Annotated in this window: 27 protein-coding genes, 1 pseudogene and 1 riboswitch; of the genes and pseudogenes, 12 read left to right on the top strand and 16 right to left on the bottom strand. The window is 38.2% G+C overall.

Features of this window, described 5'->3' with window-relative positions:
• Positions 1 to 11: 11 nt before the first annotated feature.
• Positions 12 to 836, top strand: a complete 825-nt coding sequence (locus HGD76_RS04825; RefSeq protein WP_168695124.1) for an alpha/beta fold hydrolase — start codon at positions 12 to 14, stop codon at positions 834 to 836.
• Between the two features lie 66 nt (positions 837 to 902).
• Here HGD76_RS04825 and HGD76_RS04820 read toward each other — a convergent pair whose 3' ends face one another.
• From HGD76_RS04820 to HGD76_RS04790, 7 genes are all read right to left on the bottom strand, one after another.
• Positions 903 to 1205, bottom strand: a complete 303-nt coding sequence (locus HGD76_RS04820) for a DUF1816 domain-containing protein (protein ID WP_015078722.1) — start codon at positions 1203 to 1205, stop codon at positions 903 to 905.
• 120 nt (positions 1206 to 1325) lie between these two features.
• On the bottom strand, positions 1326 to 2246 hold the full coding sequence (rlmB, locus tag HGD76_RS04815) for a 23S rRNA (guanosine(2251)-2'-O)-methyltransferase RlmB (RefSeq protein WP_051155230.1): 921 nt from the start codon (positions 2244 to 2246) through the stop codon (positions 1326 to 1328).
• Positions 2247 to 2935: 689 nt separating this feature from the next.
• Positions 2936 to 3415: a Mini-ribonuclease 3 gene (locus tag HGD76_RS04810; protein ID WP_168695123.1), complete on the bottom strand. Its 480-nt coding sequence runs from the start codon at positions 3413 to 3415 to the stop codon at positions 2936 to 2938.
• A gap of 516 nt (positions 3416 to 3931) precedes the next feature.
• The gene (locus HGD76_RS04805) at positions 3932 to 4288 is read right to left on the bottom strand and encodes an STAS domain-containing protein (protein WP_041457647.1); all 357 of its coding nucleotides are present in this window, start codon (positions 4286 to 4288) and stop codon (positions 3932 to 3934) included.
• A 158-nt stretch (positions 4289 to 4446) separates the two neighbouring features.
• Positions 4447 to 5604 carry a glutamine-hydrolyzing carbamoyl-phosphate synthase small subunit gene (gene carA / locus HGD76_RS04800; RefSeq protein ID WP_168695122.1) on the bottom strand — a complete coding sequence of 386 codons (1158 nt, stop codon included), beginning with the start codon at positions 5602 to 5604 and terminating at the stop codon, positions 4447 to 4449.
• Between the two features lie 96 nt (positions 5605 to 5700).
• Positions 5701 to 6015 carry a hypothetical protein gene (locus HGD76_RS04795; RefSeq protein ID WP_233467040.1) on the bottom strand — a complete coding sequence of 105 codons (315 nt, stop codon included), beginning with the start codon at positions 6013 to 6015 and terminating at the stop codon, positions 5701 to 5703.
• Between the two features lie 70 nt (positions 6016 to 6085).
• Positions 6086 to 6568: a hypothetical protein gene (locus HGD76_RS04790; RefSeq protein WP_015078716.1), complete on the bottom strand. Its 483-nt coding sequence runs from the start codon at positions 6566 to 6568 to the stop codon at positions 6086 to 6088.
• 263 nt (positions 6569 to 6831) lie between these two features.
• Here HGD76_RS04790 and HGD76_RS04785 point away from each other — a divergent pair, with 263 nt between their 5' ends.
• On the top strand, positions 6832 to 7884 hold the full coding sequence (locus HGD76_RS04785) for a retropepsin-like aspartic protease family protein (protein ID WP_168633773.1): 1053 nt from the start codon (positions 6832 to 6834) through the stop codon (positions 7882 to 7884).
• On the opposite strand, the gene trpD is transcribed toward HGD76_RS04785, so the two are convergent.
• The 3 genes from trpD to HGD76_RS04770 all read right to left on the bottom strand — a co-directional run bounded on the left by trpD (position 7814) and on the right by HGD76_RS04770 (position 10975).
• Positions 7814 to 8860 (bottom strand): anthranilate phosphoribosyltransferase, encoded by a 1047-nt coding sequence (trpD, locus tag HGD76_RS04780; RefSeq protein ID WP_168695121.1) that lies wholly within the window; start codon positions 8858 to 8860, stop codon positions 7814 to 7816. The genes HGD76_RS04785 and trpD overlap by 71 nt on opposite strands.
• Before the next feature lie 116 nt (positions 8861 to 8976).
• A complete protein-coding gene (locus HGD76_RS04775) occupies positions 8977 to 9825 on the bottom strand; it encodes a DNA adenine methylase (protein WP_168695120.1) in 849 nt (282 codons plus the stop codon).
• Positions 9826 to 9832: 7 nt separating this feature from the next.
• A complete protein-coding gene (locus HGD76_RS04770) occupies positions 9833 to 10975 on the bottom strand; it encodes a hypothetical protein (RefSeq protein ID WP_168695119.1) in 1143 nt (380 codons plus the stop codon).
• Between the two features lie 96 nt (positions 10976 to 11071).
• Here HGD76_RS04770 and HGD76_RS04765 point away from each other — a divergent pair, with 96 nt between their 5' ends.
• Positions 11072 to 11800: a cytochrome b/b6 domain-containing protein gene (locus tag HGD76_RS04765; RefSeq protein WP_168695118.1), complete on the top strand. Its 729-nt coding sequence runs from the start codon at positions 11072 to 11074 to the stop codon at positions 11798 to 11800.
• Between the two features lie 357 nt (positions 11801 to 12157).
• On the opposite strand, the gene HGD76_RS04760 is transcribed toward HGD76_RS04765, so the two are convergent.
• Positions 12158 to 13579: an NADP-dependent isocitrate dehydrogenase gene (locus tag HGD76_RS04760; RefSeq protein ID WP_168695117.1), complete on the bottom strand. Its 1422-nt coding sequence runs from the start codon at positions 13577 to 13579 to the stop codon at positions 12158 to 12160.
• A 278-nt stretch (positions 13580 to 13857) separates the two neighbouring features.
• On the opposite strand from HGD76_RS04760, the gene HGD76_RS04755 reads away from it, so the two are divergent.
• On the top strand, positions 13858 to 14574 hold the full coding sequence (locus HGD76_RS04755) for a GUN4 domain-containing protein (RefSeq protein WP_148763326.1): 717 nt from the start codon (positions 13858 to 13860) through the stop codon (positions 14572 to 14574).
• 49 nt (positions 14575 to 14623) lie between these two features.
• Here HGD76_RS04755 and HGD76_RS04750 read toward each other — a convergent pair whose 3' ends face one another.
• Both HGD76_RS04750 and HGD76_RS04745 read right to left on the bottom strand, forming a co-directional pair.
• Positions 14624 to 14959, bottom strand: coding sequence for a XisI protein (locus HGD76_RS04750; RefSeq protein WP_039200759.1), 336 nt, complete (start codon positions 14957 to 14959; stop codon positions 14624 to 14626).
• The gene (locus HGD76_RS04745; RefSeq protein ID WP_039200758.1) at positions 14947 to 15363 is read right to left on the bottom strand and encodes a XisH family protein; all 417 of its coding nucleotides are present in this window, start codon (positions 15361 to 15363) and stop codon (positions 14947 to 14949) included. Before HGD76_RS04745 ends, HGD76_RS04750 begins: the two co-directional genes overlap by 13 nt.
• A 550-nt stretch (positions 15364 to 15913) precedes the next feature.
• On the opposite strand from HGD76_RS04745, the gene HGD76_RS04740 reads away from it, so the two are divergent.
• The 5 genes from HGD76_RS04740 to HGD76_RS04720 all read left to right on the top strand — a co-directional run bounded on the left by HGD76_RS04740 (position 15914) and on the right by HGD76_RS04720 (position 21243).
• Positions 15914 to 16681 carry an NYN domain-containing protein gene (locus HGD76_RS04740; RefSeq protein ID WP_168695116.1) on the top strand — a complete coding sequence of 256 codons (768 nt, stop codon included), beginning with the start codon at positions 15914 to 15916 and terminating at the stop codon, positions 16679 to 16681.
• A gap of 125 nt (positions 16682 to 16806) precedes the next feature.
• The gene (gene rnc, locus HGD76_RS04735) at positions 16807 to 17487 is read left to right on the top strand and encodes a ribonuclease III (protein WP_168695115.1); all 681 of its coding nucleotides are present in this window, start codon (positions 16807 to 16809) and stop codon (positions 17485 to 17487) included.
• A gap of 221 nt (positions 17488 to 17708) precedes the next feature.
• Positions 17709 to 17905: riboswitch (cyclic di-AMP (ydaO/yuaA leader) on the top strand.
• A gap of 99 nt (positions 17906 to 18004) precedes the next feature.
• A complete protein-coding gene (ntrB, locus tag HGD76_RS04730) occupies positions 18005 to 18850 on the top strand; it encodes a nitrate ABC transporter permease (RefSeq protein ID WP_015078705.1) in 846 nt (281 codons plus the stop codon).
• 85 nt (positions 18851 to 18935) lie between these two features.
• Entirely contained in the window at positions 18936 to 20378 is a 1443-nt protein-coding gene (locus HGD76_RS04725) for an ABC transporter substrate-binding protein (RefSeq protein ID WP_168695114.1), read from the top strand.
• Between the two features lie 31 nt (positions 20379 to 20409).
• Positions 20410 to 21243 (top strand): ABC transporter ATP-binding protein, encoded by an 834-nt coding sequence (locus tag HGD76_RS04720; RefSeq protein ID WP_168695113.1) that lies wholly within the window; start codon positions 20410 to 20412, stop codon positions 21241 to 21243.
• Between the two features lie 146 nt (positions 21244 to 21389).
• Here HGD76_RS04720 and HGD76_RS04715 read toward each other — a convergent pair whose 3' ends face one another.
• Together HGD76_RS04715 and HGD76_RS04710 are read right to left on the bottom strand one after the other, a co-directional pair.
• Positions 21390 to 22262 (bottom strand): hypothetical protein, encoded by an 873-nt coding sequence (locus HGD76_RS04715; protein WP_168695112.1) that lies wholly within the window; start codon positions 22260 to 22262, stop codon positions 21390 to 21392.
• A 75-nt stretch (positions 22263 to 22337) separates the two neighbouring features.
• Positions 22338 to 23993: an ArnT family glycosyltransferase gene (locus tag HGD76_RS04710; RefSeq protein WP_168695111.1), complete on the bottom strand. Its 1656-nt coding sequence runs from the start codon at positions 23991 to 23993 to the stop codon at positions 22338 to 22340.
• A 111-nt stretch (positions 23994 to 24104) separates the two neighbouring features.
• Here HGD76_RS04710 and HGD76_RS04705 point away from each other — a divergent pair, with 111 nt between their 5' ends.
• The 3 genes and pseudogenes from HGD76_RS04705 (at position 24105) to HGD76_RS04695 (ending at position 26320) form a co-directional block, all read left to right on the top strand.
• Positions 24105 to 24752 carry a class I SAM-dependent methyltransferase gene (locus tag HGD76_RS04705; protein WP_168695110.1) on the top strand — a complete coding sequence of 216 codons (648 nt, stop codon included), beginning with the start codon at positions 24105 to 24107 and terminating at the stop codon, positions 24750 to 24752.
• 106 nt (positions 24753 to 24858) lie between these two features.
• Positions 24859 to 25369: pseudogene (locus HGD76_RS04700) on the top strand (hypothetical protein).
• 63 nt (positions 25370 to 25432) lie between these two features.
• Positions 25433 to 26320 carry a hypothetical protein gene (locus HGD76_RS04695; protein WP_015078698.1) on the top strand — a complete coding sequence of 296 codons (888 nt, stop codon included), beginning with the start codon at positions 25433 to 25435 and terminating at the stop codon, positions 26318 to 26320.
• Between the two features lie 155 nt (positions 26321 to 26475).
• On the opposite strand, the gene rpsU is transcribed toward HGD76_RS04695, so the two are convergent.
• Entirely contained in the window at positions 26476 to 26673 is a 198-nt protein-coding gene (gene rpsU, locus HGD76_RS04690; RefSeq protein WP_015078697.1) for a 30S ribosomal protein S21, read from the bottom strand.
• Between the last annotated feature and the right edge of the window lie 238 nt (positions 26674 to 26911).

The raw sequence follows: 26911 nt of genomic DNA, 5'->3' as shown, positions 1-26911 counted from the left end.
AATCAGGATTTATGGCTGTACCACTTAACTTCTACATCCAAGGTCAAGGATTTCCCATCCTTGGTTTACATGGTCATCCTGGTTCGGGACGTAGCCTCTCTATCTTTACCAATCATCTATCAAAACGCTACCAAACCATTGCCCCAGATTTGCGTGGATATGGCAAAAGTCGGTTTCAGAGCAAATTTGAGATGCAAGACCATTTAGACGACCTAGAAGCCCTATTAGACCAATTGAAAATAGAAAAATGTTTATTATTGGGATGGTCGCTAGGAGGCATTTTAGCCATGGAACTGGCCATGCGCCTACCGCAACGGGTGACAGGCTTGATTTTAGTAGCCACAGCCGCTAGACCTTGGGGCAATCATCCCCGAATTTCTTGGCAAGACAATATTTATACAGGCATTGCTGGTATATTGAACTATATAAAACCCAGTTGGCAATGGAATATTGATACTTTCGGCAAGCGATCGCTCTTTCGCTACTTAATTCAACAACACACATCCACAGCATACAATTACATAGCTAGGGATGCCCTACCAGCCTACTTACAAACTACCTCAGCAGCTACAAACGCCCTCTACAGTGCCATGAGAGCAGGTTATAATCGCACCCCCGACCTTTGGCAAATCCAATGTCCTAGCCTAGTGCTTGCTGGTGAACAAGACCGCCACATTACCGCTGATGCCAGTTTAGAAACAGCCCGACACATCAAAAACTCTCAATGGCAATGTTACCCCAACACAGCCCACCTCTTTCCTTGGGAAATACCCCAACAGTTATTAGGAGACATTGATAGTTGGTTAGTAACCAACCCCCAAATAATCAAAGTTTAAATTAGCCATAGTTCGTTCCCAGGATTAGCCCAGGAACGATAACAGCCTCTGGAATTGTTGATTAGACTAAATTTGACCGCTAAAGACAGGCTTTACTTTACGGTCAATCCATTCCCCCAAATCTTCAGCAATTGTTAAAACAGTAGGTTTACAGCGTTTGATATTCACTATAATTCCCTGCGCTCCTTCAATTTCCAAATCTTCTATATAGCCATTGCTGGCTTTAGTAGCTTCCACAGAACTGAAAAATGGACCAAAGTAGTATGTACAACTGGGATTTTGTGTGACAATTTCTACCCACCAAGCAAGGCCGAGTCCATTGAATGTATTAATCAACCCCTCTTGGAAGTTATGCCAAATCGTTTTCATGGTTTTCGCCGATTTATAAACGTGTGACTGGATGTGTGAAAATAGGTGAGATTTATTGTCTTTTACATTGTTTATAGTCACTGATTTCGTGGATATTTGTCTACGAAATCAGTAACTGTACTATTGTTTTTTCAAAGCAATTGTCTGTAGTTTATCAAGATACAGTGTATTTTGAGATTTTTGGCGATAAATTTCGTAAAGTGCCATACCAGTTGCCACCGAAGCATTGAGGCTAGGAGTCTTGCCCTGTAAGGGAATGGACACCAAAACATCACAAGAACGTTGTGTCAACATCCCCAGACCTTCGCCTTCACCACCCACGACTAAAACCACAGGTCCGCTAAACTTAACACTTTGTAATGGTTCGCTACCTGTAACCGCAGTTCCATAAATCCAAAAGCCTTCTTCTTTTAACTGTTCTAAAGCGCGACCAAGGTTGACAACTCTAGATACAGGAAAGGTTTCTAATGCCCCTGCTGCGACTTTCATCACCGTAGAAGTAATTCCCGCTGCCCTTCTTTGAGGAATCACCAAACCGTGAGCGCCAATCGCTTCTGCTGTGCGAATAATTGCCCCTAAATTGTGGGGATCAGTAATACCATCAGCAACTACAATTACAGGATCAGTCACAGCTTTAGCGTTGCTAATCAGATCCTCTAGTTCAATATAAGAATAAGGAGCAATTTGAGCCGCTATTCCTTGGTGATTTGCCCGACCAGTAATTTGGTCTAACCGCATTGGTTCAACTTCATCAATAACTGCGCCATTATCTTTGGCTTGCAAAATCAAATGATGAAATCTGGGATCATAACGGAGACGAGTAGTAATCCAAAGACGGTTGATACTGTGTTCATTTTCCAAGGCAGTCAAAACTGGATGACGACCATAGATTAGATCAGTTTCTTCTGTGGGTGTGATTTCTGAGGATTGCTCGGAAAATTGGGAAGAGGGACGATATCTAGCAGTGAAGGATTTACCGCCCGTTGGTAATGCGATTTCTGAAGATTGTTCAGAACCGTAGCGAGATGTGCGGGGTTTCACGGAAAATGACTTACTTTCTCTGTCTACTCTCACTTCTGAAGATTGTTCAGAACCGTAGCGAGATGTGCGGGGTTTCACGGAAAATGACTTACTTTCTCTGTCTACTCTCACTTCTGAAGATTGTTCAGAACCGTAGCGAGATGTGCGGGGTTTCACGGAAAATGACTTACTTTCTCTGTCTACTCTCACTTCTGGGGATTGCTCAGAACCGTAGCGAGATCGAGGTTTAGCAGAATAGGATTTACCTTCTCTGTCTACTTTCACTTCTGGGGATTGTTCAGAACCGTAGCGAGAGCGAGGTTTAGCAGAATAGGATTTACCTTCTCTATCTACTCTCACTTCTGGGGATTGTTCAGAACCGTAGCGAGATGTGCGAGGTTTAGCAGAATAAGATTTACCTTCTCTATCTACTTTCACTTCTGGGGATTGTTCAGAACCGTAGCGAGAGCGAGGTTTAGCAGAAATGGGTTTACCATCACTTTTGCCTTGATTACGGCTAGGTTGAGGGACAACGCGTTTGCCCTTGATTTTCACTGGCTGACCACGTTTTGGTTGTCCGCCAGAATTACTTTTCTTTGGTTGACTTGTCATAACAGTATTGAGGTTTGATTTAAATGAGGGAACAGCCCGATGACATCAATTTAATGAACAATTACAAATCAGTAACAATCGCCAGATGTAGCTTCTCACTATTTCTCTAGGGGAAGTTTTTGTAATAGCTCGGTTAAACGGGAGTAATCAGTAAGATATAAGTAGCCAACTAAGGTTTCTAAACTAGTTGCCTGTTGATAAATTTCGGGATTCAGTCGTTTATGACGACTCGTAGCAGAGTTACGACCTCTGCGAACAATTTCTAATTCGTTACTCCTCAAGTAAGGAGTTAACATTCGCAAATGTAGCGCTTGTGTTTCTGCTCTTACCTGATCCACGACGGAACGATGGTAGTTGTCTAGTCGTTGTTGTGGCCACAGATAAAACATTCTAACATATAATTCATAAATTGCATCCCCCAAGTAGGCCAAAGCTGAAGGAGATATCTGTTTTATTTGGGCTGCGGATATTTGCTGGGGCAGTTGCGTCGCATTTACCAACCACGGGGAAATATCTGATGAATGCTGTGTAGCGGTTTCATCTTCTTCGTGTTCGCCTGTTTCCTCCTTGGACTTCACAGATTAATCATTCCTTAAAAAAGCACTACATCGGGAGACAATTTTTGCCGGCATTATCTAAAACAACTTAAATTATATTTAACTCTCAACTTGACACTCCCCGCTCTAAAGAGACGGGGATTCTTAAGAGATTACGCTCTTAATATCCTTATCACTAAGGTTCCCAGGCTCAACACGTTTGCCCTTTGGGCGTGCTGATATCTCCTCAAGATTTTCTGGGCGTAGACTTTCCCCCAGTCCGGGGGTAGGTTTTTAAATCTTGTACTGATAAGAGCATTCTAGCATTTTTAGCGCAGTATAAATGCTGCAATCAGCTTTCATCCCTTGCCTGAAGTCAGAAAAATGCAACTGCGTTGCTGTTTCTCAAGGGTTTTCAGCATTTTTCTTATAAGGGTTATTCCCTGATATAACAGTATGCACTTAAAAGACTTTCAACTCCATTCCCTACTATATCCAAAAATTAGGCTATCCAGATTTGACATCGGACAGCCTAATTTAGATTTTCCATTTAAGCAATCAAGCCGCAGAGGGGATGTTTTCTAGGGCTGCTTCAACTGTAAGTTGTAAGGAGAGAAATTTTTCTAAACGAACAAGCTTAACCGTTTGGGTTACACGGGCATTACTGACAATTTGGAAACTGCCTTCACCATCTGGTTCAGGTTTAGCCAGTTTGGCTAGTCTTACGAGCGCACCTAAGCCAGAACTGTCCACAAAGTCGATCTGTGAAAGATCCAAAATGATGTTTTTTGGACCGTCCTCAATTTTACTGCCGATTACTTTAATGAATGTTGGCTCAGAGAAAGCGTCTAATAAACCTGTGAGGCGGAATAGCTGACAGCTATCGCGGACTTCGCGTGTACCTCTCAGGCTCACGGTTAGATTCAGTGGTTCAGCTATGATTTTCTCCTCGTTCTTTTTACTAAAAGTAAACGTTCTAGTGTAGATGGTTTTTGAGCAATTTGTCTATGTTGGGGACTGGCAAAAATTTTTACTAATTACCAATATCCATCATGACATTTTTTATCCTCAAGTTAGGCGATTGCGCCTTGACGTGCTGCTTGCATTTTTAGTACAAACTGCTCAAACAAGTAATCAGCATCATGGGGTCCAGGACTGGCTTCTGGGTGATACTGAACAGAAAACACAGGTAGGGTCTTGTGACGAACTCCAGCTACTGTCAGATCATTGAGGTTCAAGTGGCTGACCTCGACTGTAGCAGTTGGTAAGGAGTCTGGATCAAGAGCAAAACTGTGATTTTGGCTGGTAATTTCCACTCTTGTTTGTAAACCAGCAGGTTGATTTAAACCCCGATGTCCAAATTTTAGTTTAAATGTTTCTGCACCGAGAGCATGACCTAAAATTTGGTGTCCCATACAAATGCCAAATATGGGTTTTTGGCTGTCTAGTAAGGCTCTTGTGGTGTTGATACCTTCTGTGACGGCGGCGGGGTCTCCTGGTCCGTTGGAGAGGAAAATACCATCTGGATTGTATTTGAGAATTTCTTCTGGTTGTGTATCGGCAGGAACAACTATGACGCGACATCCATAACTGGCTAGACGACGCAAGATATTCCGCTTGACACCAAAGTCTAGAGCGACGACGGTGAAGGTTTCGCCAATTTTAGCCACTGCTGCGGAATTGAATTCCCAAGGGGCTGTTGTGGCTTCCAGCCATTCGTAAACGGTTGGTGTGGTGACATCTTTGACCAGGTTTAAGCCTGTCATGTTGGGAGCAGCTTGTACCATTTCTAACAATTCTGCTTCGTCGAGAATTGCTGTGGAAATGCCGCCATTCATTGCCCCAAGGGTGCGGATTTTCCGAGTGAGGGCGCGGGTATCTATGCCGTAAATAGCTGGAATTTGGTGCTGTTGGAGGTAGTTGGGGAGGGATTGGGTGGAACGCCAATTGCTGGGTTTATGACAAATATTCCGAGCGATCGCTCCCTTAACATGAGGTTGATTTGATTCTTCGTCTTCGGGATTAATGCCAGTGTTACCTAATTCGGGATAGGTAAAAATGACAATTTGACCACAGTAACTAGGATCGGTTAACACTTCTTGATATCCGGTCATGCCTGTGTTAAATACGATTTCGCCAATGGCAGTTCCTGTCGCTCCGAAAGACCAACCGCGATAAATAGAGCCATCTGCGAGGACAAGTAGAGCAGGTATTGCGTCAGATAGGGGCATAGATTATTTGTAATTAGTAATTGGAGAGAAAAAAGGGTTTTATATCTTCTATAAATTATTTTTTTAGAAGACAGCAAAGGTATATCTTCTCATGGTTTATGAAGGTGGAGAATCTACATCTACAATATTCATTTCTTCTATAATTGCAAATTGCTCTTTCAATTCCTGATCGCTAGGTCTTTTCGAATATTCTTCGTGTGTATAAATCCATACAGGATAGACAGAGCAAGAAGCTTGATGAACAACATACATAAATCTGCCTTGACGAGAAGCACCTTGAAGTTCCGGCATTAAAAACCGAATTTTTCTAAATTCAAAATCTGGTTTGTAAGCACCTTTAGGAAAATTCTCGCTATCTGATTCATCAAAAAGCGGATCTTTTGCAAGAGTCTCTATATACTTTTGTATCAAAGTCTCAAATCAATCTCTAGCTCTTTTATTTTTTTTGTAGTGAGTTTTAACAAGTTTAACAAGACTAATCTCAAACTTCGGCAATGGCCTTATCGAATATATTTCGCAACCAGGCACTACTATCCTCCGGCTTTACTTCTGGAATCCGTTCGTAATTTAAACGCAATTCCTCTAAAGTATCAGATAAAACAGCCTGATAGCCGGGATCATCTTGCTCAATACAATCAAGAATTGTATCAACCAAGAAATCAATAGCATCAACACAAGCATCAAAAGATTCTCTTTGGGAGGTAAGATTCAAAAAAAGCAAATAAATTTTTGATTTGAGGATATCCAAAAACCCTGTAGCTTCCTGCGTTGGTTCAATGAAAGAGTAGGCAAAATCTGTTAAGTAATCACGTTGTTCAGAAGAAAAATTGTTCCATTCAGTCTTGATCTCTCTTGATGCTTTTTTTAAACGTGAAGTAATTTCATCAAATTTTGCAGCAGAAGCAACCTTGTTGCCTCGAACTTGATAAATTTGACCAAAATCAATTAAAACTGCGCTAGACATGGTTAATACCTCTACTTGTATATAATATCTGGTAATGCCAGACAGACAATATATTCATATTGTTGATCGAAAACTCAGAACCTTCCCGTAGTTACTATACAATCCTTTACAAAAAAATCATATAAATCATATATATGTATATAAAATCACCAAAAATTCTTCATCAAAACTTTAATTTTAAAATGATTCAATAGTCACGCATCTTTAATTGGGTGGGAGGAGTACACTTGGGAAGAGCAGCCAGGGCGGTTAAAACATTCACTATGCTTCAGTCTTTTTTGTCCCGGACAGCCCTCATTTTTTGTTCCGTTAGTTTAGCGGTTTTGACTGTTGCCTGTGATCAAGATCAGCAGACAACGACAACTGATGAATCTAAGCAATCTTTGTCAACTGGGAGTTTGGCAGCCATCCATTCTCCCCGTCAACGTCAACAATTGTTAGCTAGTCCGAAATCAACGCCACGAGAATCTTCCCCCACCCAATTAAGTCCTTTGGCAATGGCACTAGATAAAGCTGCTGGTGCTAAAAGTATCAGCCAATCTGCTGTGTCTGTGGATGATTGGAATTTGGTAGTGAGTCAGTTGCAAGATGCGATCGCTCTCATGAAGCAAGTCCGCCGTGATAGTGGCAATTTTGCCTTTGCTCAACGCCAAATCGGTGAATATCGCCGTCAAATTGCTTTTGCTCGCCGCAAAGCCTACCCCAAAAATTTAGCATCTTCTTTAACTCAACCGCAATCGGTTGTCATTGATGTTCCTCAGCCACAGAGTCATGGCATAGTTCCCCCCCGTTCCTCTGTCAAAACCCTAAAACCATCCTTATCTAAGCCTAGTTTCCCGTCATCAACTATCCTCCCCCGCAATAATGAGGTATTTATTGCCCCAATTAAGCGGCGAATTGGTGGTACACCAATTATTGAAGTTACATTCAACGGTACACAGCGATTTGAGATGATTGTGGATACGGGAGCTAGTGGGACTGTAATCACCCAAAAGATAGCAGCGGCTTTAGGAGTGGTAACGGTAGGAAAAGCTAAAGCGAATACGGCCAGCGCTAAGGCTGTGGAATTCCCCATTGGCTATCTTGATTCTATGGAAGTTGGGGGGATGACGGTAAATAAAGTCCCAGTAGCGATCGCTGGGACAGAATTAGAAACAGGACTTTTAGGACATGATTTTTTCGGTAATTACGATGTAACTATCAAACGTAATGTTGTGGAATTTCGTCCTCAAGCCTACTCAGAAGCTAATCCCCCAGGAATTCCACTAAATGTGCCAACTTTGTCCAAGGGCTACCGCTTTGTAAAATTTCTTTAGCTAAAGTCACTCCTTGAGCATGATTTAGCCAGGGAACTGCACCTGCTACTTGCAATGCCAGGGAAGCATTTAACGCCACTATATCCTGTTGCGCTTGTGTTCCTTTCCCTTGCAAAACTTCTTGCAGAATCACCGCATTTTCTTGAACGTTACCACCTTTGACGGCGGTAATGGGGGCAGGTGTGACACCGACTTCTTGGGGATCAACAGTAGTTAACAATACTTTACCATCTTTTAAGATCGCCAAATCGGTAATATCGCCTAAACCAGCTTCATCTAATTTTTCTCTCCCATGGAGAACCATTGCTGTTTGTGTCCCCAAGAGATTTAAGGCTTCAGCAACGGTTTCTATCAGTTGAGGATCAAAAACACCAATTACCTGACCGGTGGGATTCAGGGGATTTACCAAAGGCCCAAGTAAATTAAACACAGTCCGCACTTTGAGATTTCGCCGTAATGGGGCAACTGCTTTCAGGGCTGGATGCCAACCAGGGGCAAATAAAAATGTAATTCCTACCTCTTGTACTGCTGCTTGGACTTTTTCACTCGCAGCAGTCAAGTTTACTCCCAGTGCTTCTAAAACATCGGCGCTGCCTGTAAGACTGGAGGCTGAACGACTACCATGTTTAGCGACAGGTACACCAGCAGCAGCCACTACAAAGGCGACAGCGGTGGAAATATTAAAGGTTGATGCTCCATCACCACCTGTACCACAAGTATCAATTAACGGGACAAATGGGGTATGCTCACGTTTGTTTATGGGTACGGAAGACAGGGATTTTAAGACTTCGGCCATTCCTGTTAATTCTTCTGCACAAACGCCTTTGAAGTTTAAGGCCATTAAAATCGCCCCTGATAGTTCTGGGGGAATTGTTTCATTTATCCATCCTTGCATCAATTCTGCGGCTTGAGTGCGGGATAATGATTGACGTTCTAATAATTGTTTGAGTAAGTTAGACCAAATACTAAAATCCATTGTTCGGGTTTTTGATGATGTTGAATGTGATTTTACCGAAAAATGGCTTTTTATTTCGCGCTATCGCTGTTAGTGGATATTTTATGGAATGAGAACGAACCGCAGAGGCACAGAGGTCACAGAGGTGGAGAAGGAAGAGATTTTTCGGGTTTTGGTTTTATTTCATAATTACTAATGAATAGTTCTTTACCTTTTTCGGCTTTTTTTTGTTTATAGTTATTCATGCCATATTGTAATTCCCATTCAATGATATTTGCCCATTGAAAATTTTCTCTAATTTCTGGGCAATCATCATAGGTTATTAACCAGTTATGGGGACATTGCTTTAATATTTGTGCAAGTCTTTGATGATCAAATCCTATATGTAAATCTCCTTTTTTACCATACAATTTAGATTTTTCGGCTTTAACATAAGGAGGATCTAAAAATATAAATACGTCTTTTCCTGGTTCATTAATTAGATGACTATAATCTAAGTTGGTGATTTTCACATCTTGTGTTAGTATATGTTCTAATTTTTCCAGTCTATCTATTGATGAGTTAGTAAATCTTTTATGAAAAGATTCTAGGGAGAAACCTCCTGATTCTATAGTTCCCGAAAATGTAATTCTGTTAAGAACAAAAAAGCGCACTGCTCTTTCTAAATCAGATAAGGTGTTAACATCTACATGAGCTAATTTGGCAAAGAGTAATTTTCCATCTTGGGAGGTTTTTTTAATTTGCCAAACTTCGGAAACTAATTTTGATAAATCAGATTTTACAAAATGCCAAAATAGATATAATTCTGGGTTTAAATCGTTAATAGCAATCTGGAGATGAGGAAATTTTTGTTTAAGATAGATGAAAACTGAACCACCACCAACAAAGGGTTCTCTAAATTCAGAAAACTTTTTTGGGAGACATTCAGCGATGCTTTTAATTGCTCTTGATTTTCCACCAGGATAACGGAGAGGACTTTTTATCATAACGACATTATATTTTGGAATTACCAGAAACTTGTATTTTTAATTTTTGATTATTTTCTGCTTCTAAAGCCAACTTTCCGATAATCTGTTTTTGCTTTTTAGTAAAAATTGTCTTGTTAGCTTGTAAAAAGTTATCTAGTTCTTCCACTGTTGCATCAGGAAAAATAATAGAACCAACTACATTTTTTCCAGTAAGCTTTAATTTTGTTAGAAAATCAACTGGTTCTCCATTCAGTCTTAAAGAATCTAGGTTGGAAAATAAAATTAACTTAAATAAACCATCTTGAATATCAGGAAGTTTAGGTAAAGATTCTTTTGAAGAATTTTTGGATTCTTGAATTATATAGTCATTATTATAAACAAATATTTCATCAGCAGTCAAGTGATAAACTCCTCCTAAATAATTCTCAATACTAAAAGTTGCTTTTAGTCCATCTTCTAAATATTCCATTTTATGAGAAGTCATAGCTTCTCGTTTACTGGCACTTTGAGAACCTTTAAGAGAAATATTTTTAAATTCTTCAAACTCAAAAATAATTTTTTGTAAATAGTTATCCATGCTTATTCGTGAGTGAATAACTACTCCAGTTTGACTAGCAATAGAATCGTAAGAGTTTAGTGCTTTTTCAAAAATTGATGAAAACCTTTCTTCAAATAAATTTTTATTCCAGTGTAAAGCACTTTGACGATATGCTAGTATTTCGTTAATTTGAGCTTTTACAAATTCATCATTAAACTTTTGATTGGAAAGTTTATCTTTGGTTAGCTGTCCTTTTTTATTACTTTTCTGGGCTGTTTCATAATAAGCAAGCACAATATAAATATTTAGTAAATTCATCCATGAAATTGTGGAGTATTGAATTACATCTCTATCTCCATCTTCACCTTCATCTTTAATTACTGGAATAATAGTAATAATTTTAGATGAATTATATGTAGTATATATTCTCGCAAAAGGATAACTTCTAGTTCTTTTAGGTGAAACCCATTTAGAATAAGCAATCTCAGTTATAGATGACTTTATTAATCCATAACTACTTGCTTGATTGACATCAAAACTATCTATATTAATTTCATTTAATTTTTCACCTAAGCAAGTTTTATAGGTTACGCCTTTAATAAATCCTGTAAAATGTATAATTTCAACCATTAATGCACTCTTCTCTAGTTACTCTTTAGGATATTATATATTTTCATGGCGTATTTACAACAAAATTACCCTTCTTCAAACTTACTACATCAATCTATGAACCGTTCAGCCCCCTATCAACCATTAATATTCAGAATCCTGCATGGTATAAGCGGGATTTTAGTCATTGGCGCAATTATTAGTGGATTCTTAGTGTACAACACTTTTGACAAAAGATTTGGATATATTCCCATTCCCAAAATCAATCCTATACAGGATATTCATGGGACATTGGCAGTATTTTTCTTGATTTTACTGCCATTTTTTGCTGTTTATAGTTTCCATGCTGGAAAAAGACGACTATTACAACCAGACTCTATCCAAAATTTAACTCAATTTGGTAAACCAATTTGGTGGGTAAGTCTCCAACGTTTAGTAAATACTAAAATGTTGCTTGCTGCTGTTTTGGCGGTAGTATCTGGAAGAATGATGAAAGAAGAATGGCTACCTATAGGAGAACTTGATCATGTTTGGTATTATGCTCATTTAATAGCTTGGTTAATCATGATTTGTTGTTTAGCAATTCATGTTTTGATGTCTGCTAAAGTTGGTGGTGTGCCATTATTACTGTCAATATTATCATGGAAATTCCGTCCAGAAGATAGCCCTGCTAACTGGTATGATCGTTTACGTGCTTGGTTCAATGATTTTTCTAATAATCTTAGAGAAGAAATTAATCAATTTATGGCAGTTGGTTTATTAATGAAAATAATCGAGGTGATTGTATTGGCGGGAATTATCACAGCATTTGTTTTACCTTTGTTTTTTTCTAGTGGTGAATCATAAAAGGAGTTATTATTCCAGGTTTTAGTAATTTCTTACGAAGATGATTTATTAATAAAAAATTCTGATAATCAATTGTCAAATGAAGAATCTGAAACTTTGGAAAAATTACTAGCACAGATTGATAAATTGAATATTCTCAAATTGAAAACGTTATTTTGTAACCTATTACTTAAATAATAATTTATTATTTAAGTAATAGCAGCTTCTCTATGATCCGAAAACCCCACTTTAAATAAAAAATCACATCCTGTTAATCCTTAAATCCTGGTTATCCTGATTCAGACAGTCTAAGCAAACGCTACTCAAATCCCCGACTTCTTGAAGAAGTCGGGAATCTTAATTTCACGATAACGGAAATTAACCGAAATGTTTGATGATTGCGTCAGCAAATTCAGAACATTTTAATGGTTGTACAGGTGGTTCCATTAACCGCGCTAAGTCATAGGTAACTTGACCATTTGCTATGGCATCACCCAATCCTTTTTTAATCAAATCTGCGGCTTCTTGCCAACCCATGAATTCCAGCATCATTACACCGGAAAGAATTACAGAACCGGGGTTAATTCTGTCTAAACCAGCGTGCTTTGGGGCTGTCCCATGGGTAGCTTCAAAAATCGCGCAGGAGTCGCCAATATTTGCCCCTGGACCCATGCCTAAACCGCCAACGATAGCAGCAGCAGCATCAGATAAATAATCACCGTTGAGGTTCATTGTCGCCAGGATAGAATACTCATCTGGACGAGTTTGGATTTGTTGAAAGATACTATCAGCAATGCGATCATTGACCATGATTTTCTCTTTCCATTTGCCATTGCCGTGGCTTTCCCAAATTGTATTCAGAACGGTTTCTACTTCTTTGACAATTTGCGCTTTTTTCTCTGGTGTCAAGGAATCAAAACCAGGATCAATTTCATGGGCGTTTTGTTCTGCGGAAATATTGGGATTTTTCTCTTTATTTCCTAATATCCAAGATTCCCGTTCGGTCACAGTTTCTTGACGGAATTCCGTAGTGGCTAATTCATAACCCCAATCCCGGAAAGCGCCTTCTGTGTACTTCATGATATTGCCTTTATGCACCAAGGTGACTTGTTGCTTATTTTTGGGCAATAATAAGGCGTGTTTGATGGCACGACGCACAAGCCGCTGAGAACCGGTTTTGCTGATGGGTTTGATACCGATACCAGCATCGAGGGGAATTTGCTTTTTACCGTGTTCTGGGGTAGCGGGTATCAATTCTTCATTTAAGAATTTTATCAGGCGATCGCCGATTTCACTACCTTGCTTCCACTCAATCCCCAAATAAATATCTTCCGTATTTTCCCGATAAACAATCACATCCAATTTTTCAGGAGTTTTGTGGGGAGAAGGTGTCCCAGCGTAATAACGACAAGGACGCACGCAAGTATAAAGGTCAAAGATTTGGCGTAATGCCACATTTAAAGACCGAATTCCGCCACCAACGGGAGTAGTTAGAGGTCCTTTAATTGCTATGCCATATTCTTTAATAGCCGTCAATGTATCCTGGGGCAAATACTGATATGTGCCGTACAAATCACAGGCTTCATCACCAGCATAAACCCTAAACCAGCTAATTTTTCTTTGACCATTGTATGCTTTAGCGATCGCAGCATCAAGCACCTTTTCAGTTGCAGGCCAAATATCTATACCCGTACCGTCACCGCGAATAAAGGGAATAATGGGATTTTCAGGAACAACCGGTTCACCATTTTTGAAGGTAATTTTTGCGCCGGTGGTGGGAGGAGTAATCTTTTCGTACATAATTCACAAATTCCAAATAGAAGAAATTCACCGGGTATGGAGTCAGGAGTCATAATTTCTGTAACTCCTGGATTCTGTAACTCCTTACCTGATAAAGTATTGTGGGCTAGGATTTCGCTAAAGCCACCGTGAGTGATTTTTTCAGATATATACTCAAGGGCTTGCCAACTTTACCCAAGATTCGGAGTAAACTACTTTTCGCTATTCGGCTTTCATTTTGTAGAATAACCGATAGCAGTAGATAGTTTATTCACGCTCACGCTAACACGAGTAACGGCATGACAGACCCAATGATTGTATCAGGCACTACAAATGATCTCGACTCCCTCCGCCAAAAGTTAATCGCTGGGTCCGAAAAAGTCCAACAACAAATCATCCCGCAGTTAGCTGACTTGGGTAATGATGGGTTAGATGTGTTGAAGGAATTTTTGCTGAAACGTCGTGATACCCCAGCAACTTGGATTGATGGCAAAGTCTACCAAGTCATCTACAATACTGATGCACCGACAAGTCAAGGATTTCTACAAACTAACTTTCCTGAAGGAATTGTACCTCTAAAATCGGACTGTGGGATCAGTTACAATTCTTTGCAAAAGCTACTTGCAGATCAAGATTTTCAAGCCGCGGACCTCTTGACAATTCAAAAGATGTGTGAAGCAGCAGGTCCCCAAGCGGTAAAAAGAAAATGGCTATACTTTACAGAAGTAGAAAGTTTACCAATTCAAGACTTACGCACCATTAATCAACTCTGGGTAGTTCACTCAGAAGGTAAATTTGGCTTTTCTGTCCAGCGCGAAATTTGGTTAGGTTTAAGTAAAAATTGGGTCAACTTGTGGCCAAAAATTGACTGGAAGAATGGTAATAACTGGACAAGATATCCTAACGGGTTCACCTGGGATTTAAGCGCTCCTAGAGGTCATCTACCCCTCTCTAATCAATTGCGTGGTGTGCGGGTGATGTCTTCTCTGTTGTGTCATCCTGCTTGGAATAAGTAGTTAGATCCCGTTAGATACCCGACTTCTTTGAGAAGTCGGGTATCTGAAATTAACCAACTGCAAAGCCTGTATATTGTCTCATCAAAGGCTCATGAAAAGCTAAGACAATATCTTCTTTTGGTACACCTAATTTAACTAATTCATCGGCAATACCAATTTCAGTTCCATTCTGTTGTATCCAAATTTTGCCGTTTTTGATATCAAGATGTAAAACACAACCATACATCGGGTGGCGATTTTTCCAACCCGTATAAACAACCTGATAATGATCTCTTTCTTGATCAAAAATGAGTTGTGTTTCTACTTCTTCATCCGATGGACTTCCCTGGGCATATTCAATTAATAAATTTTGGATATACCCACGATATTGTTCTATTTTTTCCATAGTGAAATCACCTCATTATTTGGATCATAAATTAGTAAACTTAATTGAAAATGGTCAATAACTTCTTCTATAAATGGCAAGTTAAAAAAGGTTTCATAAACCCCCTGCGGAACTGCTAAATATAAAAAACGATCAGGCTGTTGTTTTTTCAAAGCAAGACGATAGTTAAGAAATTGACCCAAGGCTGTATGAAATTCAGAAATATTTGAGGAACTAACAAAGCTTTTAATCTCAACCGCGATCTTTTCTTCTCCTTTCTCAGCAGCTATGATTCTTTCTGCACCCAAATCAATTTGCATATCAACCCTACCTGAGCGAATTCTCAAAGGATCATCTGTGATTACCCAACTCTCTTTTTCTAATCCTTTCCTAACAGCATCATGAAAAATATCTTTAGCAGACATTAGCTTACAATTAAGTCATTTCTATCTATGATTATAATAATATTTTCCGTCTCACCTAACTGAAATTCTCGTAATAGCCCAAACAAGTATTTGTGCGTTATAGATAGTACATCTAAATTAAGTATTGACACCTCAAATCAGATGTGTATATAATTAAAGAGGACAACCAAACAAATGGTACAACAGCTTAGAACTCTATGGCTAAAGCATCGGTGGTTGTCTCAGAAGCAGGATTCCTTTATGGCAAATCTTGCGTTGTGGCTTAGTTTCAATATTTATCCCGATGTTTTGTTGCGTCGCTAATTACTCAATTAGTACGAATGAAATAAGCTGTCTGGATAAATATTGAGTCTAAGGCATAACGGAGGTTTTCCCAGGGAGAAATTTTGCTGCTGAGACTGAAACTGATTTAACACTGAAATTGGTTAACATAGAGCAACTAAATGAGGGAAAGCTAGTTTTTTAGTTTTTTATTTCATCTAGTTGCACTGCTATAGAGGTGTGATTTGTTGAAGCTGTCCAGTTAACTTAAAACCCTGGATATTTTACTATGCTTCATCTACCTTTGAACACCGAAACAGTTCAAAAACAAGACTCTGTTGCCATTTTTTGTGACTTTCAGAATGTCGGTTTAATCACAAAAAATGCTGATTTATTGCTTGATTTTGCGAAAATGCAGGGAATTATAAAATGGAAGAATTTTTACTATAATTCCCTGCACAAAAGTCAAGTTGATGCTAAAAATAAATTTGAATTACTTGGTTTTAATTGTGTAGATATTCCTGATAATTCAAAAAATAGTGCAGATAAGCAACTTAATAAAGAATGTTGCAGAACAGTTGCTGTTAATCCTTTGCTAAAAACGATTATTCTTGTTTCAGGAGATTGGGATTTTGCTGGATTAATTACAATTCTCAAAGCTATGGGAAAAAAAGTAATTGTTTTTGCTCAAAAAGGTAGTGCAAGTCCAAGATTAATCAACCTGGTTGGAGATGAGAATTTCTATTTAATAGACAATTTACCTAAATTAGTTCAGAAAAGAAATCAACCTCAAATAACTAATATCCATGCTCAGATTAGTTATAATGAAGCTGTAGAATGTTTGAAAAAAGCTATTAAGAAAGCAGTCACTCAAGGTAAACCTACAAACTACAGCTATCTTAGTAAATTGATGCGTCAACTTTTGCCTAAATATCAAGGTGTTCCTTCTATTTCCACACCTAATGGCAAAAAAATCAAAACCTTTACACAATTTGTTGATATGGTTGTCAAGGAAGGTAGAATCATCAGACAAAATCAGGATTTATTTTTAGAATAATTAGATAAAATATCTGCCTGAATTTGTCTTGATAATTCCAGTTTATTAATATAACTGGTTTATGATAACCGCACCTTGCGGTTTTTTGTTTTTTTCAATAATTCCCTAAAAGATAAAATATCAAAATGCACAAACTTCTCACATTCAATAACGAAAAACTTTTGCGTCAAGCACTTACCCATCGTTCCTATGTTAACGAAAACCCCGGAGAAGGGGAACATAACGAGCGCTTAGAATTTCTCGGTGATGCTATTCTCAATTTTTTAAGCGGTGAATATCTCTATGAAAAGTTTGCTGAAAAAGGAGAAGATGAATTAACTCGTCTTCGTTCCGCATTAGTAGAAGAAAAACAACTGGCAAAATTTGCTATAGAAGTAGGTTTAGACTTTAGAATGAGATTAGGAAAAGGAACAATTAGAGATGGCGGTTTTCAAAATCCTAACTTACTAAGTAGTACATTTGAGGCTGTAATTGGCGCTTACTATTTAGATAATAATCGTAATGTTGAACCACTCCGTGAGATTGTTAAAATATTATTTAATGATGCCTCAAAACACATTGTAGAAATCCGTTCTAATGTAGATTCCAAAAATCGGTTTCAAGAATTGGTACAAGCTAAAGGTATCACAAATCCCCCTAAGTATGTAACGGAACAAATAGGGGGACCATCTCACGCGCCAGAATTTAGAGCTAAAGTATTAGTAGAAGGTAAAGAAAAGGGAGAAGGTAAAGGAAAGAATAAAAAAGAAGCCGAAAAAGCTGCTGCTGAAGATGCGTTAGCGAAATGGAAAAATCAGGTTTATTAGATTGATAATTGTTGATTTTCTGCTTGATTTGGCGACTAGAAGTCGCAGCTACATAGACAAGACCCAGCTACGTGGGTTCAAAGGTCTTGATTTTTAATAAGTCCACGCAGGTGGACTTTGTTTGTGTAGTAGCGATTTATAATCGCTGGAAACTAATATTCATGACAACTACTGATGTTATTACTGAATATAAATGTTAATATTCTGTCGTTATTCATAATTGAGTAAGTCAGCTTAATCCAGTATATTTCAGTTAATAGTGCTGGAACGGAGGAACCGAATTGTGGGGCGTATTTTTGTCTTGATTAATTTAGGAATTTGAGCTTTAAAAATCAAATCAAATCTAAAATCAAGCAAAAAAGGGTATCTCTCAACCCTAGCCCGTCAGCTAACTTCGTAGGCATTGAGAGGAGACTGAAGAGACAGAATTTTAATTATGTTCTGATCTCATCAGTGTCCAAGGTTGGTACTAGTTAATATTTGCGTATCCAAGCTTAACTCTGCTGAGGTGAAATAAATGATATTGCAACTAAATATAGCTGCCATTTTTGCAGTTGCGGGACAAACTGTTTGGAGAAAAGCCAAACTTGTAATTTTTCAAGATACTTTTTTATTCCCAGCATTAGGCTGTTTAGGAATTATTTTATTGTGGTGGATAGTAGCATTAGCTAATCATGAATTAATGCCCACACCACCAGAAGCTTTAATTGCTAATTGGGACTATATCTTACATCCATTCTATGAAAGAGGTCCCGGTGATTTAGGCATTGGTTGGTTATTATTAGCAAGTTTACGGCGGGTAATATTAGGATTTGGTTTGGGTGCATTAGTCGCCATTCCCTTGGGATTTTTGATCGGAATGTCCAGACCGGCAATGCTGGCTTTTAATCCCATTATTCAGATTTTTAAACCAGTATCACCACTGGCTTGGTTGCCCATTTCTTTATCTCTGTTCAATTTAGCAGATCCTTCCGCTATTTTTGTGATTTTCATTACGTCGCTGTGGCCAACTATTATTAATACAGCGTTGGGAGTTTCTAATGTTCCTAAAGATTATTTAGATGTAGCACAAGTCTTGGGAATGAACCGCTGGGGACAGATTACCAAAATTATTTTACCTGCAAGTTTGCCCTATATTTTTACAGGTTTGCGAATTAGTTTGGGGATAGCTTGGCTGGTAATTGTGGCTGTAGAAATGCTCACTGGTGGGGTAGGAATAGGATTTTTTGTTTGGGACGAATGGAGTCGTTTAAATCTGAGTTCTGTATTTTTAGCCGTGTTTGTAATTGGCTTAACTGGGTTGATTTTAGATTACGGTGTGGGAAAACTTCAAGAGTTAGTTACTCACCGTTCAGGAAGTTAATGATTTAAACGCAGATAGAAGATGATGGACGCGGATAAACGCAGATGAATTTGTATTTTCATAAAATCCCAAATGATAAAAAGCTATGACTGAAAATCATTTAACTCGCAGGAATTTTATTACGGGAATAGGTGCGACAACTGCGGGAATGATATTATCATCCTGTAATGTTTCTGGAGATAGGTCTGCTAAGGGACTCACAGAAGAAGCTTTAGCGGTGACACCTGTAGTTAAATCCCAAGATTTAGAAAAATCGGATATTACTGTTGGTTATGTTCCTGTTAATGATTGTGCGCCATTTGCGATCGCTTGGAAAAAAGGATTTTTCCGCAAATATGGTTTAAATGTCACACTCAACCGCGAAGCCAGTTGGGCTACTTCCCGCGACGGCTTAATTTTTGGTCGTCTCGACGCTTCCCCCGTCGTTTCTGGTGCTGTTACCAACGCTAGAATAGGGGCTGAAGGGGCGCGTCATGCTCCCTTGTGTGCAGCAATGACCATTCACCGTCATGGTAACGCTATGACCATGAGTAAGGATATGTGGGACTATGGCATCCGTCCTTGGTTTGAATATCAGCAAAAATACGGTGATGGGGCTTTGGAAGCCTTTGGGCGGGACTTTCGCGGCTATTTTGACAAACAACCCCCGGAAAAGAAAGTTTGGGCTGTAGTCCTCAGTTCTGCCATTTATGAATACTTTGCTCGCTATCTTTCTGCTGCTGCGGGTGTTGATCCTTTAAAGGAATTTCGGGTAATCATTGTTTCTCCACCGCAAATGGTGACAAACATGAGAATTGGGGCAATGGAAGCTTACATGGTTGCTGAACCTTGGAACACTAGAGCAATTACAGGTAATGAAGGTATCGGTTTTACCTTTGCCCAAGGTAAGGAAATTTGGCAAGGACACCCAGATAGACTCCTGGGAGTAATGGAATCTTTTATTGTCAATTATCCCAAAACTTACCGTTCTTTGGTGAAAGCAATGATCGAAGCTTGTCAATATTGTGGAAAACCCGAAAATCGCCAAGAAATAGCCGAATTACTCACACAACGTTCTTTCACTGGGGCAAAACCCAAAAAGCCGGGTGTCCCTATTACTAAGTTTACTGGACCGGGAATTATTGGCAATTATAATTATGGTGGTTTTGATGGTAAAGACAGAACTATCAAAGCAGATGATACCACAATTTTTTATGATCTTCCTAATAGTATTCCCCACGAAAAAGGAGAACATTCCACATTTTTATGGCGTTCTCGCAGTCTTTGGTTAATGACTCAAGCAGCCCGGTGGGGACAAATCAAAGAAATTCCTAAAAACGCCGAAGAAGTAGCTGCAAAAGGTTGGAGAACCGATTTATATCGAGAGATAGCGGCAGAAATGGGAATTGAATGTCCCCAGGATGATGACAAAGTTGAACCCCCGGAAGCATTTATAGATAAAAAAGGATTTGATCCTAGTGATCCTGTAGGATATCTCAATAGTTTTGATATTCGTGCTAACGCTCCTTCTCAGTTTTTCATGTCTTAAAAATAGCTAATTATATCAAAAGGAATTAATCATGGAATATACGGTTTTAAAAGATCATACTTCTCCAGAAAGTTTACCCCGTAACGGATTTTTGGAAGTAGAGAATTTAGTTAAATCTTATCCAACCCAGGATAAAGGAAAATTCACAGTTTTAGATAATGTTAATTTGACCATTGGTGAAGATGAATATATTTCTGTTATTGGTCATTCTGGTTGTGGTAAATCCACATTATTAAAAATAATTGGTGGTTTTGAAAAAGCTACATCTGGTTCAATTCGCTTAGATGGTAAAGAGATTCGGAAACCAGGAGCAGATAGAATGATGGTATTTCAAAATTATTCATTATTACCTTGGTTAACAGTCCGTGAAAATATCCGTTTAGCAGTAGATGAAGTTTTGAAAAATGCTAATCGTGCCGAAAAAATCAGCATTGTCAATGAACACTTGACAATGGTAAACTTAACAGCAGCCGCAGACAAATATCCTGATGAAATTTCTGGAGGAATGAAACAAAGAGTGGGTATTGCGAGGGCTTTAGCAATTCGTCCCAAAATGTTATTAATGGATGAACCTTTTGGGGCTTTAGATGCTTTAACTCGTGGTAAATTACAACGTCAGGTATTAGATATTTGGGAACATAATCGGCAAGCTGTTATGATGATTACCCATGATGTTGACGAAGCAATTTATATGTCTGACAGAATTATTTTGATGACTAATGGACCATCTGCAAAAATAGGAGAAATTTTAACAGTTCCTTTTGAACATCCTAGAGATAGAGTGGCCATGCGGAACTCTACAGAATATTTTGAACTTCGCAATCATGCTCTTAATTTTCTGGATCAAAATTTCACACCAGAGTAGGGGCAAACCCCCTGTGGTTGCCCAGATTTGCGTAGGGGCAAACCCCCTGTGGTTGCCCAGATTTGCGTAGGGGCAAACCCCCTGTGGTTGCCCAGATTTGCTCAGAGAGTCAGAGTTTGAGAGATGGAATTTTTGAATTTTATACCTCAATTCAGCAATTTCAAGTCTGTAGTCTTCAAAATTTCAGTATTATCTTTTCTCACTCTTAAAGTAGAAGTAGAATTACCATCTTCAGTTATCGGTTGTTCTAAAATGTAGACATAATCCCCATTTTTCCAACCTGTAACACATTTACCATCTCGACAGGAAACTTTACCACCTGTTAACTTGAGACATTTACCATTAGTATCACATCCTTTATAATTCACATTTCCTGTACCATTAACCCCATTCCAAGAATCAGTATTACTCAAAGTAATTGTCCATTCATCATTACTTAAAGTTTGTGAATTACCACTTTTTGAATTATCGCTTGAGGATCTTCTTTCTGAACCTTTACTGACAACTTGCATTTTTGTAATGATGGATTCTTTGCGAGTTTTACCGCAAGGTTCTGCACTTTCACAATCATTAACTGATTGTATTTCATAAACAGCACGGACTTTTTTATTGACAAACTTCTTCTCGTCAGCACAAATATCAAAACTCGCACCAACATTGTGTTCAATGCCTTTTTTATCTACTAAGGTAACGTAGCACATTAAATCACCATTAACTAACTCCTTTACTATTCCTAATTTTGGTTTTTTACTTCCATCTCTTTTAGTATTTTTATCCAGGTTTTTACGAACAGGGGTTTTCTCCTCTTCTTTATTATTTTCATCTTCTTGAGTTTCTGATTCTGGAGAAGATTCTTGTTTATCTTTTTGTTCCCTTGGTGCTACTGAAGAACTTTCCCTTTGACTTTGTGTGACAGTATTACTCGAATCTTCTTTAAACATATCCTTGGGTGCGTTACCACAACTTACCAGAGATATGCAGCTAAGAAATAAAGAAATTGTGAGCATTAATTTTTTCATGGTACAAATTACAATAGTTGAGAATATTCCTATATTCTAACATAGACCTGATTTAATCAGATTTATTCTATATTTTCACTTATCAGAATTATTTGCAGATAAAATCTGAATTAATTGATAATCTTTAAAACTACCAATAATCCGATAAGGTATTGGTAACTTAACAAAACTTGGTTGATAAATCCAAGCATAACTAAAAATAGGTAACTGAGAAATTGAATCTACACTTTTACCATACTGGGGTGTATAAAAGTAAATTAACAGAGATTCTTTATCATTAAATCCTGTTCCTTTGACAAAGTTAATAGGATGATTATGCAAAATTTTATTAATTGATTCTTGTTGATAAAATACTCTAAAATTCGGGTTGAAATCACCTAATAAACCTAAATTACCCGCTGTAGCTAGAGATAACCAACAACTAATTAATAATCCACCTAGCCAATAACGAGAAGTCAAAAACTTGTGGTGATAGTGAAAATTACCTATCCAGATTAATGGTACAATTAAGCTGCCAAAACCAGAATATATTCCTAGAATTGCATATTTGTGAATATCTACTTCACCCCAAATTAAAATACCTGTTCCAGCTAAAACTAAAATAACGCCTAATATTCCCCAAGCATAACTAATATTTCTGGGTAAATAAACTATCTTGTGAGATGAATATTGATCATCAAATCCTTTTTGGTAAATTTTTCCTAACCAATCTAAACCCACCGCAGCTAGAAAAGCAATAAATGGATAAAGGCCAAGACTATAATGAGAGAAACGAGTAGAAAATATACTCAATTCAGTAAATAAGACAACAGGAAACCCGATTAATATTAATGGATATTTAGAAATTGAACGCCGTCTGACTAATACTAAACCTAATAAACTAAAAAATAACCAAGGAAAAGATTTTAAAGCTAGATTCCACACATAAAAGAAAATGCCATTTTTATGTTGTTCATGACTACCTAGTTCTATGACAAATCCCAATAAAGCCCCAATACTATCGCTACCATAACGCAACCAACTAAAATAAAGCCAAATTAAGCTAGGAATTAAACCCACTAAAAACCCTAAATACAACATGGGGTTAGTTAAATGACGATGACGGCGATGATCTATAATTAAATAAGGTAATAATGCTATCATTGGTAAAAAAATCATTAAGCTTCTCATTAAAAAGCCTAAGCCAAAACTTAACCCAGTTATAAAACCATAAAAATATCGTTTTCGAGGATCTATGTCAGATTTTAATAGGGAGAAAATTCCCATAAATACTAATAAGATAGTTGGGACATCTGGTGTGGCTAACCGACAATATTGTAACCACAAAAATGCTACATTTAAAATCATAATTCCCAAAAATGCTAATTCTTGAGATAGTAAAATTTCCCCAACTTTATAAATAACAAATATGCTCAAAATTCCCGCAATCATTGTCGGTATTCGCGCAGTTGTATCACTAACACCAAATAGCTGATAAAAAATAGCAATTAACCAATAAAAACCAGGGGTTTTATGATGAGGATTACCCCAAGGAGATACCCAGTCACCAGTTTCCAACATTTGTCTGGCTCTTAACGCATAAAGGGTTTCATCATGAGCCATGAGACTGGTTTCCCCAGAAGTAAATAACAACAAAGGAAGTAGCCAAATTAACAACTTGGGATATGGTAATTGCCAAAATAGCCGAATTAATTGGATAATCAAAATAATTAGGGGTGATTTAAAAAACATTTATGAATAGTAAATATAGTATTTACTCATGTAGAATAAGTTAAGTTATCAAAAATAACTTATCAATTAGAATACTATTCAAAATTTTCCAATCGGGGAAAAAAGACGTTTATGCTCCTGCAACCAAGTCAACGCATTAAATTAGATGAATCGGATGATCTGTTATTCTATAGTTACCCTCGCTTTGTCACTCATGTAGATGAGGGTTTTATTCAACAATTAACTGATTTATATCGTCAGCGACTGCAATCAAATACTCGTATTCTTGATTTGATGAGTAGTTGGGTATCGCATCTACCCACAGATATAGATTTTGCTCATGTAGCAGGACATGGACTAAATGCTGAAGAATTAGCCCGAAATCCCCAGTTAAATCATTACTTTGTCCAAAATATCAACACAAATCCCCAGTTACCTTTTCCAGATCAAGACTTTGATGCTGTTATTAACTGTGTTTCTGTGCAATATATCCAATACCCAGAGGCTATATTTTCGGAAATACACCGCATTCTTAAACCCGGTGGGATAGCAATTATTAGTTTTTCTAACCGGATGTTTTTTCAAAAGGCAATTCAAGTCTGGCGAGACGGTTCCGAAGCTTTTAGGGTAGAATTGGTCAAAGGCTATTTTGCCTCAGTTCCTGGATTCACCACCCCAGAAGTGATTTGCTCAAAGTCAGCAGCACCAGGTTTTTTACAGTGGTTGGGGGTACCAGGCGGAGATCCTTTGTATGCGGTGATAGCTCAACGTCTTGCGTAGTATTATCAATACCTCTAATCATTATTTAAAAGTAAATTTCTAGTTTGTAAATGGCAAAATAGTTGATAATTGCCTCACAAGCTCAAGTATTAAGGAGAAGCCAAAAATGGTGAAAAATCGTGGGCGGAGAGTTTTAGCGGCTTTATTGCTATCAGTTGTCCTACTAACTACAGCTTGTTCTCCAAAAGCACCTAGTCGTTTTGATCAGGTACAACAAGAAAGTACCAAGCAAAAAAGCGGACAAGCTGTAGTTAAAAATGCGACTCAAGGTAGCAAATTAAATAACTTCTTCCCCAGTAGCGAAGATGGCTATGATCGTGTCTATACCCAAGAGAAAAAAGGCTTTTCTGAAGCAAACTTGAAAAAAGGTGGCAAAGTAGTTGCTCAACTCGCTATTTCTGATACTAGCAGCATACCAGGAGCAGCGGCTAAATTTGCTAACAGCACTGAAAAAATAGGCGGTTATCCTGCGGTAAAAGTTGGTAACACTCAAACTTCGGTTTTGGTGGATAAGTACCAAGTCAAGGTAATTTCTAAAAGTCCATCATTTACTGCGAGCGATTCGCGCAGCCTGGATAGAAAAATTTAATCTCGATGGTTTAGCAAAGTTGAAATAGGTCAGCAACCGCTTTCCTGATTAGCAACTGACATTAATACAAAACATAGATAAGGAGACTTTTGTGAGTAAACCAATTCAGCAGTTAGTTGATGAACTTCCTAGCAGTAACTTGACTGTTTCCATGTTGAATGCTTTAGATTTTGTTGCTCCTGGTGAATGGCAAAATACTGTTGGTTTTGTGAATACCATTAAAACTGTTACTGGTGAAACTGACGAAGACCTAATTCAACAAATTGGCGAAAGAGCGATTTATCTATTTAACGACAAATCCCAAGGCTATCAAACCGCCCTCTGGCTGTATCAAACCGTTGACGGTACAGATAAAGTTTTAGGTGCAGCCGCTTTAGCTAACAAAGTTGGTCAAACAATTCCCCTGTTCGGTTTTTTAAACTCTTTGACCCCCAAACCTGACAAAGCGCAAACTATTGACTTAACCTTGAAAGTAGTTGCTGAATTAGTCGCCTTTTGTCAAATTAATGGCATTCCTGGGGACAGCATTGGTGATTTTGTTGCTGCTTTAGGTGAGTATGGTGGCGAATCACTGATCCGCATGGTGGCATTAATTTGTGTTGATGGTTTAATTCCCCTCGGACCCGACTTCATTGATAAATCATTATCAATGATTAGTCAAATGAACCCTCAAGAGTTACAACAAAACCCGACTTTTAGAACCATCCAAGATACAATTCCCGGTAATGGTGTGGGTGGTAAAATCGACTTTATTGGCAACAGTTTAGACGGAGTTAAAGGCTGGATGAATGGTATTGTTACAGCTAATGCTTTAACAGCCCAAAAAGTCTTAGGACATTGCAAAGGTTTTCTCGACTTTGCTGATGATAAATTGGACTATGTAGCCGCATTCCTAGACGTGTCTACAAACTACTATGAACACACAGGTACGCAGACATTAGCACGCCGCTTAATTGAACGAGCGATCGCTGAAATCTAGCAGTTAATTGCACAAAAAATCAAATAGGGGCAGGATAAACTCGCCCCTAACCACTGCATAAATTGTACTTGATATCATTAGTAACTACTTGTAATTTGTTTCAATTAACAGGAAATCCGTCGGGATTTCCAGTTGCAGCAGACAAGACTAAAAACTTATCGTTTGAAGCGAGAACGTTGTTGACGACGTTGTTTGTGTCTAGCTATAGCTTTGCGCTTTTCTTTTTCTAAAGGTGTCTCAAAGTGACGCTTTTTCCGCATATCTTGGAAAATTCCCGCTTTGGAAACTTCCCGCTTAAATCTTCGCAGTGCCGATTCAATTCCTTCATTTTCACCTAAGACCACTTGTGTCATTCCTGTTCCTCCGTAGTTTAAATTAATATTTGAGAACTAAAGTCAAAGTAAAATATTCCAGCGGCGTTTAGTCTAGGACTGTATCTGCTGGATACTCTAGATTTTAATTTTTTTTACTGGACTTAATAGCGATTGCGATCTCAACCGAAAATAATCCTCACCTCGCCCATTATAACACTATATGAGAATATTAACCCATGACGAGCAAAATTCCCCCACAAAACTTTGAGCATTGTTA

The sequence above is a fragment of the Dolichospermum flos-aquae CCAP 1403/13F genome, assembly GCF_012516395.1.
GTDB lineage: Bacteria > Cyanobacteriota > Cyanobacteriia > Cyanobacteriales > Nostocaceae > Dolichospermum > Dolichospermum lemmermannii.
Note: the sequence above shows the minus strand (reverse complement) of the source record. Positions and strands in the feature narration are given on the sequence as shown.